The following is a 19731-nucleotide window of genomic DNA, read 5'->3' as shown; positions in this document are numbered from 1 at the left end:
TTAAACTATTTTATTTATAACTATTTTAAAATCTAAATCATTTCCTGCTAAGGGATGGTTGTAATCAACAGTTACATTCTCTTTTGTTACATCACTTACAGTAGCTTTAAATAGTTCTCCATTTTCATTTTCACCTTCAAGAATCATTCCAATTTGTAAATCAATACCTTTAAACTCTTCAATAGGTACAATTTCTGATAAATTTTCATCATAATTTCCATAAGCTTCAATAGCTGGAACTTTTATATCTTTAGATTCTCCTTCATTCATATCTATTATTCTTGCTTCCAATCCGGGAACTATATCTCCACTTCCAAATACAAATTCTATTGAATCACCATCTAAATTTGATTCTATTAGATTTCCATTTACTTTTAATTCATATTGCATTGATATTACTTGATTATTTTTTATTGCCATTTTTTTTCCTTATATTATTTTCTCACCTTTTGGTGTAGTTCTTACTTCATCTATTTTAAAACACTCATTTGCAATGTTTCTTGGGCTTAAGTCTGAATATAAACTTACAATTTTATGAATAGTTTTTAGTTCATCTTTTGTAAATAGTGATTCATCAAACTCTTCTTCCATTTTTATAAAACTCAATTCTATAAATTTTTCTTTTTCAATAATTTCAATATCTAAATAATCAAGTAATTCTTGCATTAAATAAATTCTTTCATCATCTTCATCTAAATCCTCTTGATTTGCCACTATATCAAAAAGTTCTCCTACAATAGCAGGCTCAGGATGTCTTGAACCTTTTATATATTCTTCATTAAATATTTTCTCTCCACAATGTTTTTGATGATTATAATCCATTAAAAAAAGCATGATAGCTACTTTTTTATCATTTAAATGTTTTACTTGTTTATGTAGCATATATAAAATTACATTTGCTACTTTTGTCATATCTATTGTCAAATTTCTTCCTTTTTGTGATAGTGAAGTATATTATATATAAAATAAATTATCTATTTTAGTTAGAATATTTTACAAATTTAAATATCGCACCTTTTTTTGAATTTGAAATAATCATTTCTTGATTATTTTTATTAGCTATCTCTTTTGCCATTTTTATACCAATACCTGTATATTTTTCTTTATTTATTTTTTCCAAAAGTTCTTCTTTTATTTTTCCACAATTATCTTGAAATACAATCTCATTTTTACTTAAATAAATCTCAATTTGAGGATTCTTTATATCTCTCATAATTGAAATATTTATAGAATTTATAATTATATTTATCCAAACTTGCATCCATTCATTTCTAATTCCTTTTATTTTCACATCAAAATCCCCTAAAAATTCAATATGAAGATTAGAATTTTTGATTTTAGTATCTATTATACTTAATGCACTTATTATGGAGTCATAAACTTCGAATTTATAAATATTTGATGAAGGTTTATAATAATCTAAAAAATTCTGCATAGTTTCAGACATAAAATCTAAGCTTTTTTCAATTTCAAGAGTACTTTTATCCATAAATTCTTTTGGAATTTCTTTATTTTGTAAAAGTCTAGCTCTTAAATTTAAATTTATATAACCAATTTTTGTAAGAGAATCTCTCCATTGATGGGAAATATTTCCTATTAAGTTTCCAAGTTCTGCTTGTTTATTTTGTTGAAACATAATATTTTGTTGTTCATTGTTTTTTTTAATTTCTATTTCTATTCTTTTTCTTAATTGATAATTCCAAAAAATTATTAATAGAGTAAGTAAAATAATAAAAATAATTGTATATATGAAAATATCAATATATTCTTTATTATTAGGGATTTTTATAGTAAGATGTTTATTTATTATATTTTCTTCTTCTTCTTTAGTGATAGTTTCTATAGTTTTATTTAAAATATTTAATAAAATAGGTTCTTCTTTTATAACTCCAATTTTTAATAAATTTTTATATTTTAAAGGTTTGTCAACTATTTTTAAATTAAAAAGATTCTCTTTTTGTATTGTATGAACTGCTATTATTAATGACCTAACAGTCATATCTACTTTTCTATTTTCAACTAAAGAAAAAGCTTCATTTTCGGAATCAACAGGAATAATTTTTAAATTTGGAAAATCTTTTTCAAAAAGTTCATACATTGCACTTTCTTTAGGTATTGCTATAGTTCTATTTTCAATCTCTAGTAAACTTTTAGTATTTTGAAATTCATTTCTTGCAATTATTACATTCGGATCTTTAAAGATAGTATTAGTGAAATTTAACCACTCTTTTCTTTTTGGAGTTTCATTTAAAAAACTTAAAATATCACATTTTTTATTTTTTGAGAATTCAAGACTCTCTTCCCAAGTTTTTGTAGGGATAAGTTTTATATCAATATTTAGTTTTTTTGAAATAATAGCGATTAAATCAGCAGCAATTCCTTCATGTTCTTTATTTTCATTTATTTTTTCAAAAGGCACCCAATCTGGGTCAACACACATAGTGATAACTTGTTTTTTTTGAAGATATATTTTTTCATTTTTTGTTAGATTTATTTCTGGTACAAATTTTTCTTTTTTAGAATCAATCCATTTTCTTTTTAAATCTAAAAGTTCATCTTCTGTTATTAGGTTTTTACCTTTTTCTAAAATATCTCTTAAAATGGTATTTGATTTATTGGTAGCTATTCTTAAATCTAAGTTGAAATTTTTATCCTTTATTTCAAAAGCAGGTTTTAGATTTGTTATAAAATTATTTTTTAAGAAATAGTTCGCAACTATTAGATTATCAAAAAAACCATCCACTTCATTAAACATAACTTTTTTTAGACCATCTAATGAATTTTCTACAAAAATAAGTTTTATTTCTGGGTAAAGTTTTTTCAATAACTCTTCCTCATAGAAACCTTTTAAAACAGCTAATTTTTTGCCTTTAAAATCATTTAAAGATTTAAAATTATTTATGTTACTTTTTACAAATACAGTGTCTATTGATTCCATATATGAAGTAGTAAAATTAAAAAAATTTTCTCTTTGAGGTGTTTTTGAGATATTTAACATTACATCAATTTCATTGTTTTTTAATTTTTCTATATACTCATCCCAGCTAAAACCTGAAATATATTCTACTTGTATTCCAAGTTTTGAGGCTAAAAGATTCATATAATCAATAGAAAAACCAGTTGCTTTATTATTTTTTATAAAATTAAAAGGGGGCCAATTTGATTCATTGTGTATTTTAAGGGTAGGGTTGTTTTTTAAATATAATAGTTCTTCATAAGAAAAAGTATATTTATTTGGATTGTTAAAATAGTAATACCCATTCAATAAATTAGTAATTTTTAAGTTTTTGTCAACTAAACCAAGATTTGTATACATGTCAGCATTTAGTTTTATTAACTCAGGAGCTATTGCTCCTATTTTAAATATGTTTGTTTTGAATATCTGCTCTGTTTGATTTGCTTCATATAATAAAGCTTCTTTTGTTTTTCTTTTTGAATATTTGTTATATATTAAATCTACTATCTCTTCTTTATTGTTAAAGGCATACTCCCAACCTTTATTTGTAGCATTTACAAAATCCTCTACCATCTTTGGATGTTTGTTTATTGTGTCCTCGCTTGTAAATAACTCAACATCATAAGAGTATATTCCAAAATTAGCAGGATTTAAAATATTGTAATTAACTCCAAGCTTGTCTAGCTCGTAAGGTTGAGAAGTAGTAAATATGCTCATAGCATCAACTTCTCCATTTATGAACTTTTCAATTTGATAATCGTGTAAAACTAAATCATAATCGTTCTTGTTAATGCCAAAATCTTTTAACATAACTCCTAAACTAGTATGACCCATTTCCCAATCTAAAGCCATAATTTTTTTGTTTTTTAAATCATTTGGAGATTTAATTTCAGGTTTGGTAACTAAAGCAAGAGCATTTTGCTTGAAATAAGAAGCGATTAAAACAATAGGTTTGTTGTTGAGCCTTTCTAAAATTAAAGCAGAAGAAGAGATACCAAAAGTAGATTTGCCATTTAAGACGTCTTGAGAAATGTTAATGCCATCATGAAACTCTTTGATTTCAAGGTCAATACCAATGTCTTCATAATAACCTTTTTCAATAGCAGTATAAAAACCAGCAAATTCAAACTGATGTTTCCATTCTAGTTGTAGGGTTACTTTTTCTAAACCAAATAATAAATTATTTATTGAAATAGTAAAAATAAATATGATTTTTAGTAGTTTTTTAATCATAAAATAAATTTATATCCTATATCAGGGATAGTATGTAAAAAACTTTTTCCAAATCTTTTTCTAAGTCTTAAAATAAAATTATTTAATGCACTATCACTCATTGGCTCATACTCATATACAAATTTTGCAAACATATCTTTTGTAATTACCTTTTTTTTATTTTCACAAATCATTTCAAAAAATAGAATCTCTTTTTTATTTAATTCAAATATTTCATCTTGTTTTACAAGTTTTTTTAAGTCTTTATCATATTTAAATCCATCTTTTAATTCTATCACCGTTTGGTTATTAAATTTTATTTTTTCTTCGCACTTTTCAAAAGCTTCAATTAGGGCTTTAAAATTTATTGGTTTTATCAAATATCCACTTAGATTTAAAGTCATAGCTTTAAATAGCAATTCTTCATCTTTATATCCTGATAAGATTAAAATAGGAGTTTCATTATTTGTCTCTCTAAATTTTTTTATAAAGTCAAATCCGCACTCATTTTTTAGATGAATATCAGAAATTATTAAATCAATCTTATTTGTTTCTAATATTTCAAATGCTTCTTTTATGTTTTTTGCTACAAGAGTTTTTTTTACAAACATATTAAAAAGTGCAATAGCATTTTCTACAAATTCATTACTATCCTCTAAAAGTAGAAGTTTTTTGTCATTAAAGAAGTTCATAATAAACCTTTTTATTATTTTTTATTCATTTGAATTTATTTTATCATATCCAAATCTCAAATACATCTCATAAATAATATAAAAAATAGACTAAGTTGAGATTTGTCTAGGATTATAAAATGTTATTATAAAAAAAATAATAAATATAGGTAGTAAAAAATGTTAAAAAAAGTTTCTAAAGGTGTAGTTATTTCTGTTGTTGCTTCTTTTGTAATAACTGGTTGTGCAGTAAAACCAGAAGCAATTTTAAAAGAAGATGTGAAACAAATGGTTAAAAATGATTTAACTATTTTAAGTGAAGTAGTTCAACCTGTTACTAAACCAATCTCTTTAGATGAGGCTATTCAAAGAGGACTTGAACATAATTTACAAAAAAGAGTAAAAGTTTTAGAATCTGCTCTTTCTCAACAACAATTAGATTTAGTATATTATGATATGTTACCTAGTTTAACAGCAAGTTCTGGATTATCAGAAAGAAATAATTATGCTGCAAGTGCAAGTACATCTTTCGTAAATGGTGAGCCTCAACCTTTAGGTTCAAATCCATCTTATTCAGTTTCACAAGAAAAAGAAAGAACTACAGCTGATTTAACATTTAGTTGGAATATTTTAGATTTTGGATTATCTTATGTAAGAGCTCAACAACAAGCTGATAAATTTTTAATTGCTCAAGAAAAACAAAAAAAAGTTGAGCACAGTTTAACTCAGGAGATAAGAAGAGCCTATTATCAGGCAGTTTCTTCTCAAGATTTATTAAAAAGAATTCAGCCTATGATGGTTGAAGTAAAACAAGCTTTAGAAGATTCTAAAAAAATGCAAGAACAAAGAGTTGCAAAAACTCCTATGGAAGCTTTATCTTATCAAAGAGAGTTACTTGATATTTTAAGATCACTTCACACTTTAGAAAGTAGTTTGATTTCTGCAAAAGTTGAATTAGCTGAATTGATGGGTTTAAAACCTGGAATTGCTTTTGATTTAGCTGATAAAGTAGAAAAAGATTATGAAATTCCAACTATCGATATGAATCTTGAAGAGATGGAAATTTTAGCTCTTGAAAATAGACCTGAATTAGCAGAGAGTAGATATCAAGAAAGAATCTCTGAAAAAGAGATAACAGCAGCAAAACTTAAAATGCTTCCAGGAATAAATTTAAGTGCGTCTTTATCTTATGAAAATAGTGATTATTTATTAAATAATGATTGGTATTCTTATGGTGCAAATGTTTCATGGAATCTTTTAAATGTATTTAAAGCAACTGAAATGAATAAATTAGCTAAAACTCAAGTTGAAGTAGCAAAAGAGCAAAAGTTAGCTCTTTCAATGGCTGTATTATCTCAAGTTCATTTATCAATAGTAAAATTTAATCAAGCCAAAAAAGAGTATTTACTTGCAAAAGAGTATTTGACTGTTGCTGATGATATTTATGATTTAACTAAAATAGAAAATGAAGTTAATGTAAATAGTAGATTAATTTTAATAAAAGAAAAACTAAATAATATTTTAGCAACTCTTAGATATTCATCTTCTTATGCAAATGTACAAAATAGTTATGGAAGAATATTTGCCTCTTTAGGAATAAATGAAAATAAAAACTCTATTACAGATAAAGTAGAAGAAGTAACTACAGAAGAAATATCTTTCAATCAAAAAGAAAAAGTTATTGTAGAAGATATAAAAGAAGAAAATAAAATAGTTGCTAAAGAAGAGATAAAAGAATTTTCTGAAAATATTGAAACACCTTTGAAAAAAGAAGTAAAAATAAAAGATTCTATATTTAACAAAAATTTTAATAATTCAAAAATTAAAATTTATGAAAATGAAAGATTATTAATAAATGATAAAGAGTATATAGTTAAAAAAGATGATGATATTTCAAAAATCTCGAAAAAACAAGGTGTTTCTATAAAACAAATTGTAGTTGAGAATTTTTGGTTAGTAGAAAAAAATAGAGTAGAGTTTAAATAAAAGGTTATTTGATGAAAAAGTTTCTAAGTTTTGCTTTACTGTTTTCAACTTTGTATGCAAGTGAGAGTCAAACAGCAAGAGCAGTAATAGTTTCGCTTGATAGAACAATTCTTTCAAGTGAAATAGCTGGTGAAATAATACAGCTTTCAAAATTTGAAGGAGATTCTTTTAAAAAAGGAGAAAGCTTAATTAAAATTGATTGTTCTGTTTATAAAGCTCAAAAAAGAAAAATTGATGTTGAAAAAGATATAGCAAGGCTAGAACTTGAAAAAAATAAAAAACTTGACACTTTTGGTTCTATTGGAACTTTTGAGATACAAATTTCTCAAGAAAATTTAAATAAACAAAAAGCAGAGAGTGATATAGCAGCTATTAATATCTCAAGATGTGATATTAAAGCTCCATTTGATGGAAAAGTTGCAACTAAAAAAGTATCAAAGTATCAAAATATTAAACCACAAGATGAACTTTTGGAAATAGTTGGAGTTGATAATCTTGAAGCAAAAGTTGTAGTTCCTTCTTCTTGGCTTATTTGGTTAAAAAAAGGAATAGAGTTTGATTTAGGTGTAGATGAGACTCAAACAACAGTGAAAGCTCAAATTGTTCAAATAGATTCAATAGTTGATCCAACAAGTCAATCTATAAGTATAAGAGCGAAACTTGTAGAACCATTTGAAAATATAATACCTGGTATGAGTGCAACAGCAACATTTTACCAACAAAATAACTAACATTAAGGAAGAGTTATGAAAAGAAAAAATTTAAAAAAACCAATGATAAGTGCCTTAGAGCAAAGAATTCTTTTTGATGGTGCTGCTGTTGCTACAGCTGTTGATGTTTTAGATGAAAGTAGTTTCTCTTCAAATAATACAGAAACTACTACAACTTCAAATGATGTGACACAAAATAATGCTGAAAATTCTGTACACGAAGCACAAGCTGTTCAAGGATTTGAAAGAGACAGAAGAGAGGTCGCTTTTATAGATATAACTGTAAAAGATTATCAAACTTTAGTTGATGGTGTAGGTGAAGGTGTTGAAGTATATCTTGTAAGTTCTCTAGATGATATAAATTCTATATTAAAAAGTGAAACAAATATAGATGCTATACATATTTTATCTCATGGTAATGTAGGTGAAATAAGTGTAGGAAATGATGTTTTAAATCAAAATACACTAAATAATTTTGATGCTGTTTTACAAACAATGAAAAATTCTTTATCTGAAAATGGAGATATATTACTTTATGGATGTAATGTAGCAAATGATGGAACAGGACAAGAGTTTATTAATACTTTAGCTTCTATAACAGAGGCTGATGTTGCAGCTTCAAATGATGTAACTGGAAATTCTAATGTAAATGGGGATTGGGATTTAGAAATCGAAACTGGAAGTATTGAAACTTCTACTATAGTAGTTGAAAACTATTCTTCAAGACTTGCTGATGTGACATATACTGAAAATGATTCTGCAACATTGGTAGCAAATAATGTAACTATTAGTTCTGGAACTAATTTTTCAGGAGGATATGTTGAGTTTAGTTTATCAGAAAGTACAAGTACAGAGACACTATCTTTAGTAAAAGAGATAACAGCAAGTACTACAAATGGACAAATTAGTATAGTTGGAAATGGAGTTTATATAGGAAATGGAACAGTTGCTATTTTAGTTGGTTCTATTGATAATACATATAATGGTGAAAATGGACAAAAATTAAGAATTAATTTTAGTAATACTTTTGCAAATGGAAATTTTTCTGATACTACTGCTACTCAAACTGGTACGGTTGTTGATATTAGTGGGTGGACTATTTATCTTCAACAGTTAATGTTAGGACAAAATGGAGTTGCTGGAACTTCTACTATTGATGGTTGGGCAACACCTATTGATTCAACACCAACACCATCAAATCCAAATGATTCAAGTGAAGTAAGTAGAGGAGATGATTATACACCTTCAGGTGCTATATATTCTTATGCTTTTGAAGATGGAGCATTAAGACTTTATTCCTCAGGTATGACAACAGCAGGAGATGGAGATATTGTTCATGGTCCTTATGTTGTTTCAGATAGTACTGTAACTTTATCAAGTGGAGATTCTGTATCTTTTGACTGGAAAGCACAAGGTGGAGATGATGCTTATGATATTTATGCTTATTTATTAAATGTTGATACAGGAGCAACTGTAGAGTTACTTAATCAAACAGGTGTTGGAACAAGTGCAACTGCATGGGCAACAAAAAATACAAATATAAATACAGCAGGAACTTATAAATTTGTATTTGTTTCTGGAACATTTGATGAAACTTTTGGAAGAGCAGCAGGGGCAAGTCTTTATATAGATAATATAGTTGTAACACAAGCTGTTATGCCACCAGCAATTAGTGGAAGTGTTTTACAATATATTACTAGAAATTTGACTTATCATAATAGTTCAGAAACTTTAAATATAGTAGGTGAAACAAAAAATATAAATATAAATGGAATTACTTCAGGTGGAACTACTGATGTTTCTTTGAGTAGATCTATTGAAATTATTGGAGTAAATGATTTACCATATATTTCAGGAAAAGAAACAGTAACTGTAAATGAAGATACTTCTATTACAATTTCTGGTTTAACTGTTGGAGATAATGATAGTGGAAGTAGTAATTTAACTGTTACAATAGATGCAAATTATGGAACTCTAAGTTTAGGAAATTCAACTGGAGTAACTACTTCATGGGATGCAATAAATAAGACTTTTCAAATAACGGGAACAGTAACAAATTTGAATAATGCACTTGCAACACTTAGATATCAAGGTGATTCAAATTGGTCTGGACAGGATCCTTTGACAATTACTATAAATGATGGTCAAGGAAGTGGTGAACAACCATATAAAATAAACCAAACAGGAAAATTTTATAATCCTAATAATGGACACTATTATGAATTTGTAAGTGCTTCTGGAATTACATGGGATCAAGCTAAAATTGATGCAGAAAATAGAACTCTTTACGGATTAAATGGCTATCTTGTTACAATTACTTCAGATAGTGAAAATGCTCTTATTACTTCTATGGCTGGTGGAAATGGTTGGATTGGAGCTAGTGATGCAGAAAATGAAGGAGTTTGGAAATGGGTAACGGGACCTGAAGCCGGACAATTATTAAGTAATTATTTTACTAATTGGGCATCTGGTGAACCAAATGATTCAGGTATTGATGGTGAAGATGTAGCTCACTTTTACTATACAGGAGTAAATGCTGGAAAATGGAATGATTTTAATACAAATAACACAAGTTCAATATCTGGATATATAGTTGAATATGGAGGATTAGCTGGAGATAATTTACAACAGGCGTTTCTTACAGTTACAGTTTTACCTGTAAATGATGCTCCAACAATAAATAACTCTACAAATACAATAAACTATGTAGAAAATGCTTCAGGAATAGTTTTATCTCCTACTATAACTATAAATGATGTAGATAATACAACATTAGCAAGTGCAACAGTTAGTATTGGTGGATTTGTTAGTGGGGATAGGTTGAATTTTACAAATGATGCTTCTACTATGGGGAATATTATAGCTTCTTACAATAGTACAACTGGAGTTTTAACGTTAACTTCTGCTGGACAAACAGCAACTCTTTCTCAATGGGAAAATGCCTTAAAAAGTGTTAGTTATGATTCAACAAGTGAAGCTTTAAGCTTAAGCGAACAAACAAGAATTGTTTCTTGGACTGTAAATGATGGGGTACTAAATAGTGTAGTTTCAACTTCGACAATAAAAGTTTTAGGAGTAAATGATGCTCCTACTCTTGAAATTTTAGATTTGAAAAATAATTTTACAGAAAGCTTAGATTCAAATAATCAAAATTTATTTAAAAGTGGAACTATAAATTTTAGTGATTTAGATAACAATGTAAATATAACAAAAATAAATGGCTCTATAGTTTATAGTGGAGGAGTTCTTGATAATACAATTGCTACAGCTTTAATAAATGGATTTACTATAAATACAAATAATAATGTACAAAGTGGTGGTGGAACTTGGAGTTATAATGTAAGTAATATTGATTTAAACTTTTTAGCAAAAGGTGAAACAATAACATTCTCTTATACTATAATAGCAACAGATACTCAAAATGCAACAGATACGAAAATAGTTACATTTAAAATAATTGGGACAAATGATGCTCCTACATTTGGCTCTCAAGATCCAGCTAATGCAAATCCAATAAGTTCAACACCAAAACAGATATTTGATAATGCGGGTTTCGAAAATGGTTTAACAGGGTGGACAACAAATGGAAATGCTTCAGTTGTAGATAAAGATATAGTTACTTTTTCTGCTTCATCAAGTATGCAAATGACACCTGAAGTAAAAGCTATTTTAGGAAATTCAAATCAAATGACTTGGGTTGTTGATTCTCATGGAACAGGTATGGTTAAACTTGAAGCTAATGGGGCGAGTAATGAGTTTAATACAAATTTCCAATCAGATTTAAATGTATCAAGTGACACTGTGAAATATATAAAAGATACATTTTATGCAACTTCAAATAAAGCTCCTACAAATATGGCATATATATCTAAAACATTTTATGCAGAAGCAGGAACAACTTACTCTATTGCTTGGAATTATATTTCAGGAGATTATGTTCCATGGAATGATGGTTCAGTATTAACTTTTGCAAATAATACAAATCCAAGTTCTACAGCTGTTCTAGATGGAGTAAAAGCAGAAGTTATACTTCTTGGAGCTACAAATCCTGGAACTGGAAATTATACGACTTCGTCTTATGGAAGTACGGGTTGGCAAACTACAACAATTCAAGTTTTAGAAAGTGGAAGTTATACCTTAGGTTTATCTGTATTTAATCTAGGAGATACTGCTTTAAATCCATATTTGTTCGTTGACAATCTTGTGGGAACGACAACTTTAAATAATCAAGTATTTGCTCCTTTACAACAAGATACAAATGCTCCAATTCCTGCAGGAGAAAGTTTTATAATTGAAACTGGATTAACTGAAACAAATTCAGGACTAAGCTCTTCAGGAACTATGTCAATTGAAGATAAAGATTTAAAAGATAGTGTAACAGTGAGTGTGAAAAGTGTTAGTGTAGATTTAAGAGATAGTAATAATAACTTAATTTCAAATAGCTTAAGTCAAACTACAAATGAGCAACTTTTATCTATGTTATCACTTGATTCTACTTTAATTATAGAAAGTGGAAGTACAAAAGGTTCTTTTGAGTGGTATTTTAATTCTGGGAATGAAGCATTTAATTATTTAAAAGCAGGAGAAGTTCTAAAACTTACTTATACTTTCCAAGCAGATGATGGAAATGGGGGACTTACAGAACAGACGATTGATGTAATTATAACTGGAACAAATGATACAGTTGTTGTAAATCCTTTAATTCCAATTGAGATTGTGAATACAAGCAATAGTTCAGAGAGTTTTAGTAAAGTTACTGGTACGATTGATACAACTGATTTAGATAATGATAATTTAACATATAATATTTTAAATTCTAGTAATAATCCTATTCAAGAATTAGTTGGAGTTTATGGAGTACTAAAACTAAATAGTACAACAGGACAATATGAGTATATTCCAAATAATACAAAAATAAATGCTTTAACAAGTAGTGCTACAGAGAATTTTAAAATTAAAGTTAGTGATAGTTCAACATCTTCTATTCAAAATCTAACAGTAAAAATAGATTATGTAAATGCAATGCCTTTAATTGGAGGAGATAAATCAGAAGTAACATTTGTTGAAAACTCTAAACCTATTATTATTGATTCAAATATTACAATAGTTGATCCTGAATATGCAGATTTTGGTGCAGGATATTTAAGAGTTGATTATTTACAAGGAAAAGAAGGTAGTGATAATTTAACCATTTTAGAAGTAGGTGGCATAACACTTGATAGAGGAAATGTTTTATATTCTGGAATTAAAATAGGAACAATTGATACTTTACAAAATGGAGAAAATGGAAAATCTTTAAAAATTAATTTAAATGATAAAGCTTATTCTCATCAAGTTCAAGCTTTAGCTCGAGCTATTGCTTTCGTAAATTCAACTGATGATTTAAGTAATACTTCAAGAGTTATTGAATTTAGGGTAAATGATGGTGGAGATAGCGATAATAGTATGAGATTTTCTTCAAAAGAGTCAATAGTTAATATTCAAACAATAAATGATTTACCTCAAATTAATTTTAATAATTCATCGTATGTGGTAGAAAAAATAATCAATATAAATGAAGATGGAACTTTAGTTTTAGATAAGATTAGTTTTGCTGATTTAGATGGAGAAGTTTTAACAGTTGTTTTAGAAACTACAAATTATGGAACACTTACGATTAACAATACTATTGCAAATGGGCTTATCTCTTCACAAATAGTTGGAAATAATACGAATAGTGTGACATTAACTGGAACAATTGAAGAAATAAATAAAACATTAGCTTCTGTTAATGGAATTGTTTATACTGCAGGAATTGGAAATGATTTTGTAACTCCAGGAGCTGATTTTATAAAAGTAACTGCAATAGATGAACTTTCAGGAACTTCTGTATCAAGTAAAATGGTAGTTGTTTTACCTGCAATTCCAAATGCAGATAGTAAAAATATTGTTAATAAAGAGGATAATCCTGCTAGTGTTGATTTGGAGAGTCTAATTTTAGATATAAACGATAATAATGGATTTTTTACTTTTGGAGTAGGAAGTGCTGATATTACAGATATAAATGGAAACATTACAACTGCTGGAAATATATCATCATTCGATGTTACAGATATAATTTATGATGAAAATTCTAATGCAATTGGATATCAATTAACAAGTGGTAAATTAATTTTAGCAGATTCTAGTTCATCTTTAGAGAGTAATTTTACAAGTAAAGATGGGCAATTTATTTTTATTCCAAATGAAAATTGGTATGGAAATGAAACTTTTGTTTATCAATATACATCAGGAGACGGAGATACAAGTCTTATAGCACAAATAAATGTTTTTGTGTTACCAGTAAATGATAAACCAGTAATTAGTGTAACAACAAGTGATATTACTATAGATGAAGATACACCATATACTTTTGATAATAGTAATTTTATAGTTATTTCAGATATTGATAATATTCCAACTCAAGAGTTAGAATTACAAATTGAAGTTATTGAGGGGAAAATAAATTTAATTGATTTATCTAATGTTACTATATTAGAAGGAGAAAATGCTAGCTCTAAAATTGTTTTAAGAGGAACTTTAGATAATCTTCAAGAAACAATTAAAAATTTGATATATACACCAAAAAATAACTATTTTGGAAAAGATTATTTAACTATTATTTTAGATGATTTGGGTGCTTCAGGAGAGGGTGGAAATAAGATTTCTAATCAAACTATTAATTTTACAATCAACTCTGTAAATGATATTCCTCAAATAGAGGTAGTAGATGTTACAGGATCTATTATTGATGGAAGTAAATTAAATGATAAAGGAAGTATTAAATTTACTGATGCTGATATTACAGATAGACCAACGGCAGTAGAAAATACAAAATCAATTATAGGAAAAGCACAAGATGGAACAAACTTATCTTTAACGCAAAAACAAATAAGTGATATAGAAAATGCATTTTCTATTATGAATTTACCAACAAATGTAAATAATGGTACTATAACTTGGGATTACACAATAAGTCAAGATAAAATAAACTTTTTAGGAGCAGGAGAAACCGTAACAGCAGTATTTAGTATAACAGTAACAGATGATGATGGTGTAGAATTAACTCAAGATGTAACTGTAACAATAATAGGAAGTAATGATATTCCAACAGTGTCTTTTGAAAATATTGATTTTGAAATACCTTTTGGAGAAGTTTATAATAAGGATATTTCATCTTTATTTAGTGATAAGGATTTAACTAATAAATTTAAATTTGAAGCAACAAATTTACCTTTAGGTTTAACTATTGATTCTAATACTGGAATTATTTCGGGAAGAGTAGCGCAATCAGGAAATTTTGTAATTGTTATAACGGGAATTGATTCATCAGGAGCTAGTGTAACAAGAACTTATAATATGTTAGTTGTTGCACCAGCAAGAATTACAGATTCTGCAAAACCTAGTTCACCTTTTATTTCAACGACTAATGGTGATACAAATACAAATAATTTAATAGATGGCTTAAATACTTTTACAGATAATACTACTAATCTAGGTGTTTTAAATTTTAATTCAAATGATGGTTTATTAGTTGATACGGGAATTGGTTTTTTAGATACTTCAAATAGTTCAACAACAAATGGTTTTGAATTAACTTCTTCTAATAATCAAAATGGTGGAACAGAAGGTTCAAATAATTTTTCAACAAATAATACATCAAATACAAATGATTCAAGAGGAGTATTACAAGCAAATGTTGATTTAAATGTATTAACAAATGGACAAATTGTATTTAATGAAGCAAATCAAGACTCTTTTTCAATAGTTGGAATTACAATAGAAGATATAAAAATTGAAAATAACTCTATAGAGATAAAAGTAGTAGATACAAATCTTTCTCAAAACTTCATAGTTACACAGATTGATGGAACAGCACTTCCAGCAGGATTGTTTTTTGACCCAAGAACTGGTAATATTTCAGGAACAATTCCAGAAGATTTAGAAAAGTTAGAAATAAGTATAAAAGCAATTAATCAAGATGGAACAACAAGAGTGTTAAATCTAAAACTTGATTTAAAAGAGTTGAAAAAAGCTCAAAAAAATCAAGTTGATGCAGATGAAAAATATATGGGATTAAAAGAGCAAATAGCTTTAGAGAATCAAAAACTTGATGATTATGGTTCATATCTTACGAGATTATTTGCTTAAAAAATAAAGGATAAAATAAAGATTGGAATCAAACATCTCAAAACTTCTACAGTTAGAACATAACTGTAGAAATTGTGAAAATATAAAAGAGTTATATTTTCAAATTGTAAATGAAACAAGAAATATAGTTCCTTATTCACAAGGAGTTTTATTAACAACTGATTTAAAAGGTAAATACAAAGTTGTAGGAATATCTGATATTTCAGTTATTGATTCAACTTCTCCTTATGTTCAATGGATTGAAAATGTAGTTGAAGATTTAAATGAAAATTCTAAATCAAAAGAAATTTTTGTGGTTGAAGCTAAAAATGATTTAAAAGAGGTAAATTATAAATCTCTTTTTGAATTTGCACCCTCAAATATTTTATATATACCTTTAAATACAACAAAAGAAAATAGTGATATTAACTATGTTTTTTTATTATTTAGAGAAAATAGTTGGCTTGAAAATGATATTTTGATGTTAAAACATCTCTCTTCTTCTTTATCATATTTTTTATTTGCTATGAGAAATTGTGGTTTTTTTCAAACTCTAAAAAAAATCTCTTTTAAAAATAGATATTTTAAAATCGCCCTTATTTTAATCATTGCTTTGATGTTTTTACCTGTTAGATTATCAGTTTTAGCTCCCCTTGAAGTGGATGCAAAAAATCCTTATGTGGTAACTTCTCCTTTAAATGCTGTAATTGAAGAGGTGAAGATTTTTCCAAATGATAAAATAGAAAAAGAACAATTAATAGTTCAATTTGATGATGTAGATTTTAAGAATAACTATTTAGTAGCAAAACGAACTTTAGATGTTACAAATGCAGAACTTTTTAGTACGAAACAGAGTAGTTTTTTAGACCCAAAACAAAAAAGCCAAATTTCACAACTTGAAAATCAAGTAAAACTAAAAGAGGCTGAGTTAAATTTTGCAAAAGAGCAATTAGATAAAACAAAAATCTATGCAAAAGAAGAAGGAATAGCAATAATAAATAATCCAAATGATTGGAAAGGAAAACCAGTTAATACAGGAGAGAGAATATTTTTAATAGCAAATCCAAATAGTATAGAACTTAAAATTATGCTTCCTGTTAGTGATGCTATTTTTTTAGAAGAGAACGCAATAGTCAAAGCTTTTTTTGATAATGACCCAACAAACTCTTGGAAAGCAAAAGTTAAATATATTTCATATAAACCCGAACTTACAGAGCAAAATGTTTTATCATATAAAATTATTGCCCAGTTTGATGATATAAATGAGAATGGTTATATTCCATCTATTGGACTTAGAGGAACAGCAAAAATTTACTCAAAACAAGTAAGTTTGTTTTTTTATCTATTTAGAAAACCAATTACTGCTACTAGACAATGGATAGGTTGGTAATGTTTGCACAAGAACAAAAAATAATATTACCAAAAATAAGAGATGATTTAAAACTTTTAGAAACTTCCGTTGCTGAAGATGGTTCTAAAAGGTGGCTTTTATTTGATCCTATTCAAAATAAATATTTCAACATAGGAATTGATGCTTTTGATTTGATTTCAAACTGGCAAAGTGATATTGAACTTGAAGAGTTTATAAAAATCTTAGAGCAAAAAGATTATGAAATAGATACAGAATCTCTTCAAACTTTTGTGGATTTTTTGATAAATAATAATTTGATAGTTTGTGAAGATTTAAAATATACTTCTAGAATGAAAAATATTCAAAAACAATCTAAACAAAATATTTTTAAATGGTTAATTCATAACTATTTATTTATTAGAATTCCTCTAGTAAAACCAGATTATTGGCTTGAAAAAAACAAAAAAAAAGTGGATTTTTTATACTCTAATCTTTGGCAAAATATTGTCTTGTTTTTAGGATTTATTGGTATTATTTTTGTATTAAGAGATTGGGAAAATTTTATTTCTACTTTTATGTATCTCTTTTCTAAAGAGGGATTTTTTTACTACTTTTTATCATTGGTTTTTGTAAAAAGTTTGCATGAATTAGGTCATGCATTTACTGCAAAAAGGCTTGGCTGTAAAGTCCCAACTATGGGAGTTGCATTTTTAGTTTTATTTCCTGTTTTATACACTGATACCACAAATGCATGGAAATTAAAATCAAAATATCAAAGATTAAAAATTGTTGTAGCTGGAATAAAAGTTGAGTTATATCTTGCTTTAATTGCTACTTTTTTATGGTCTTTTGCTCCAGAGGGAATTTTTAAAAGTATTTTATTTATTATTGCAACTACAAGTTGGATTAGTTCACTTTTGATTAATATTAGTCCATTTTTACGATTTGATGGTTATTATGCCTTATCTGATATGACTGATAGCAAAAATTTACAACCGCGTTCTTTTGCTATGGCTAGATGGTTTATTAGAAAAAATATTCTAGGTTTAAATGAACAAAAGCCAGAGTTTCTTACAAAGAAAAAAGAAAATTTTTTCATTATTTATGCAATATTAACTTGGATTTATAGATTTTTCTTATTTCTTGGAATTGCTTTATTAGTTTACTATTTTGCTTTTAAAGTTTTAGGAATTATTCTATTTTTAGTAGAGATTATTTGGTTTATTTTACTTCCTGTTTATAAAGAGTTGAAAATTTGGTGGAGCAAGAGGGAAAATGTAAGTTTAAATAAAAGAAATATTAGTTCTTTAACTTTTATATTCGTATTTTTATTGCTTATTTTTATACCTTGGAATAGTAGTATTAAAATGCCAGCGATTATCGAAACACAAAACTATTTTGAGTTTTATCCAGCAGAAGATGCTTATATAGAAAAGATTTATTTTTCAAATGCTCAAATTGTAAAAAAAGATGATTTACTCTTAAAAATAAAATCTCCTATGGTTGAGCATAAAATAGAGCAGGTTTTAAAAGAGTTAGAACAAATAAAACTAGAGATAAATAAACAAGCAGGATTTAAAGAGAATTTAAATAGAAGATTTGTTTTAGAAGAAAATTTATTAAAAAAAGAGAATGAACTAGAAGGATTACAAAAAGTAAAAGAAAAATTTGAAGTAAGAGCCTCTTTTGATGGAAAAATCTATTTTACAAATAGCTTTAAACAAAATCAATGGATTAGTAAAAAAGAGCCTGTATTTGTTTTGTATGATAATTTGAATTATAAAATTGTTGGTTTTTGTAATGAAAATGATTTTAAATTATTAAAACAAAATAGTGAAGCAAAATTTATTTTTAGTTCAGGTGATGTAAAAGATATAAATACAAAAATCACAACTATTTCAAAGGTTTCTATACCATATTTAGAGTTTCCTGAATTATCTTCTGATTTTGGTGGAGATATTGCTACAAGACAAGATTTAAATAAGCAAATAAAAACAGAACAAGCTTATTATAAAATTTTGGTAAATCTTGAAGAAGAAAATTTAAACTTAACGACAAGAAAACAAGGGGTTTTAGTAACAAGTGGAGAGACAGCTTCGATTTTTTCTAAAATATTTAAAAAAGTAGCTTCAGTTTTAATAAGAGAGAGTGAATTTTAAATTCACTCTACAGTTTTCATCAAAATATCTCTGTAATGATTTAACTCTTTCATTTTTTCATCATTACCATCGTTTATATCTGGATGGTATTTTTTTGCTAACTCTTTATATCTTTTCTTTATCTCTTCTTTTGAAGGAGTTGAAGTAAATCCAAAAAATTCTTTTGCTTTTGCAACTTCATCAAATCTAGGAGCATTTGCAAAACCTTGAAAATCTGATTGATTAAAATTTCTAAAATCATTAAAATTAAAATTTTGTCCATTTTGAAAATTTGTACTATCAAATCTAAATCTATAACTAGTTTCTCTCATCTTTTTTCTAAAGTTATAAACTAAAAAAGCAATAATTACAAAAAATACTCCCAAAATCATCAAAAAAGTTCCAAAATTGGTAAAGATTAAATATAAAATAAAAAATAAAATAGCAAGTCTAACTAATCTATTAAAAATATAAATAACGGTGTTGTTGTACATAAAAATACCCTTTTTAAATAGTTGCGTATTATATAATCCTTTTTACTATAAGTAAATTAATCCTA

The 19731-nt window shown here is 26.7% G+C and carries 10 protein-coding genes; 5 read left to right on the top strand and 5 right to left on the bottom strand.

The genetic code is table 11. The annotated features are described in order from the left end of the window. The 4 genes from AAQM_RS07835 to AAQM_RS07820 are packed head-to-tail and all read right to left on the bottom strand — an operon-like array spanning position 1 to position 4860. Entirely contained in the window at positions 1-420 is a 420-nt protein-coding gene (locus tag AAQM_RS07835; RefSeq protein ID WP_129096244.1) for an FKBP-type peptidyl-prolyl cis-trans isomerase, read from the bottom strand. A 9-nt stretch (positions 421-429) separates the two neighbouring features. Further along, entirely contained in the window at positions 430-924 is a 495-nt protein-coding gene (locus AAQM_RS07830) for a type II toxin-antitoxin system antitoxin SocA domain-containing protein (RefSeq protein ID WP_129096243.1), read from the bottom strand. 55 nt (positions 925-979) lie between these two features. Next, positions 980-4189, bottom strand: coding sequence for an ABC transporter substrate-binding protein (locus AAQM_RS07825; protein ID WP_228722690.1), 3210 nt, complete (start codon positions 4187-4189; stop codon positions 980-982). Further along, a complete protein-coding gene (locus tag AAQM_RS07820) occupies positions 4186-4860 on the bottom strand; it encodes a response regulator transcription factor (RefSeq protein WP_129094880.1) in 675 nt (224 codons plus the stop codon). The genes AAQM_RS07825 and AAQM_RS07820 overlap by 4 nt, the downstream gene beginning before the upstream one ends. Before the next feature lie 159 nt (positions 4861-5019). On the opposite strand from AAQM_RS07820, the gene AAQM_RS07815 reads away from it, so the two are divergent. The 5 genes from AAQM_RS07815 to AAQM_RS07795 are packed head-to-tail and all read left to right on the top strand — an operon-like array spanning position 5020 to position 19193. Next, entirely contained in the window at positions 5020-6825 is a 1806-nt protein-coding gene (locus tag AAQM_RS07815) for a TolC family protein (RefSeq protein WP_129094881.1), read from the top strand. Positions 6826-6836: 11 nt separating this feature from the next. Then, positions 6837-7556, top strand: coding sequence for an efflux RND transporter periplasmic adaptor subunit (locus AAQM_RS07810; protein ID WP_129094882.1), 720 nt, complete (start codon positions 6837-6839; stop codon positions 7554-7556). A 15-nt stretch (positions 7557-7571) separates the two neighbouring features. Then, on the top strand, positions 7572-15704 hold the full coding sequence (locus tag AAQM_RS07805) for a DUF4347 domain-containing protein (RefSeq protein ID WP_129094883.1): 8133 nt from the start codon (positions 7572-7574) through the stop codon (positions 15702-15704). A 22-nt stretch (positions 15705-15726) separates the two neighbouring features. Next, on the top strand, positions 15727-17073 hold the full coding sequence (locus AAQM_RS07800; RefSeq protein ID WP_129094884.1) for an efflux RND transporter periplasmic adaptor subunit: 1347 nt from the start codon (positions 15727-15729) through the stop codon (positions 17071-17073). Further along, complete coding sequence (locus AAQM_RS07795; RefSeq protein WP_129094885.1) at positions 17073-19193, top strand: site-2 protease family protein; 2121 nt, start codon at positions 17073-17075, stop codon at positions 19191-19193. The genes AAQM_RS07800 and AAQM_RS07795 overlap by 1 nt, the downstream gene beginning before the upstream one ends. 2 nt (positions 19194-19195) lie before the next feature. Here the strand turns inward: AAQM_RS07795 and AAQM_RS12795 are convergent, their stop codons facing one another. After that, positions 19196-19666 carry a J domain-containing protein gene (locus AAQM_RS12795; protein WP_129094886.1) on the bottom strand — a complete coding sequence of 157 codons (471 nt, stop codon included), beginning with the start codon at positions 19664-19666 and terminating at the stop codon, positions 19196-19198. Between the last annotated feature and the right edge of the window lie 65 nt (positions 19667-19731).

The sequence above is a fragment of the Arcobacter aquimarinus genome (genome assembly GCF_013177635.1).
In the GTDB taxonomy this organism is placed as follows: Bacteria; Campylobacterota; Campylobacteria; order Campylobacterales; family Arcobacteraceae; genus Aliarcobacter; species Aliarcobacter aquimarinus.
This window is presented reverse-complemented; position numbering and strand designations above follow the sequence as displayed.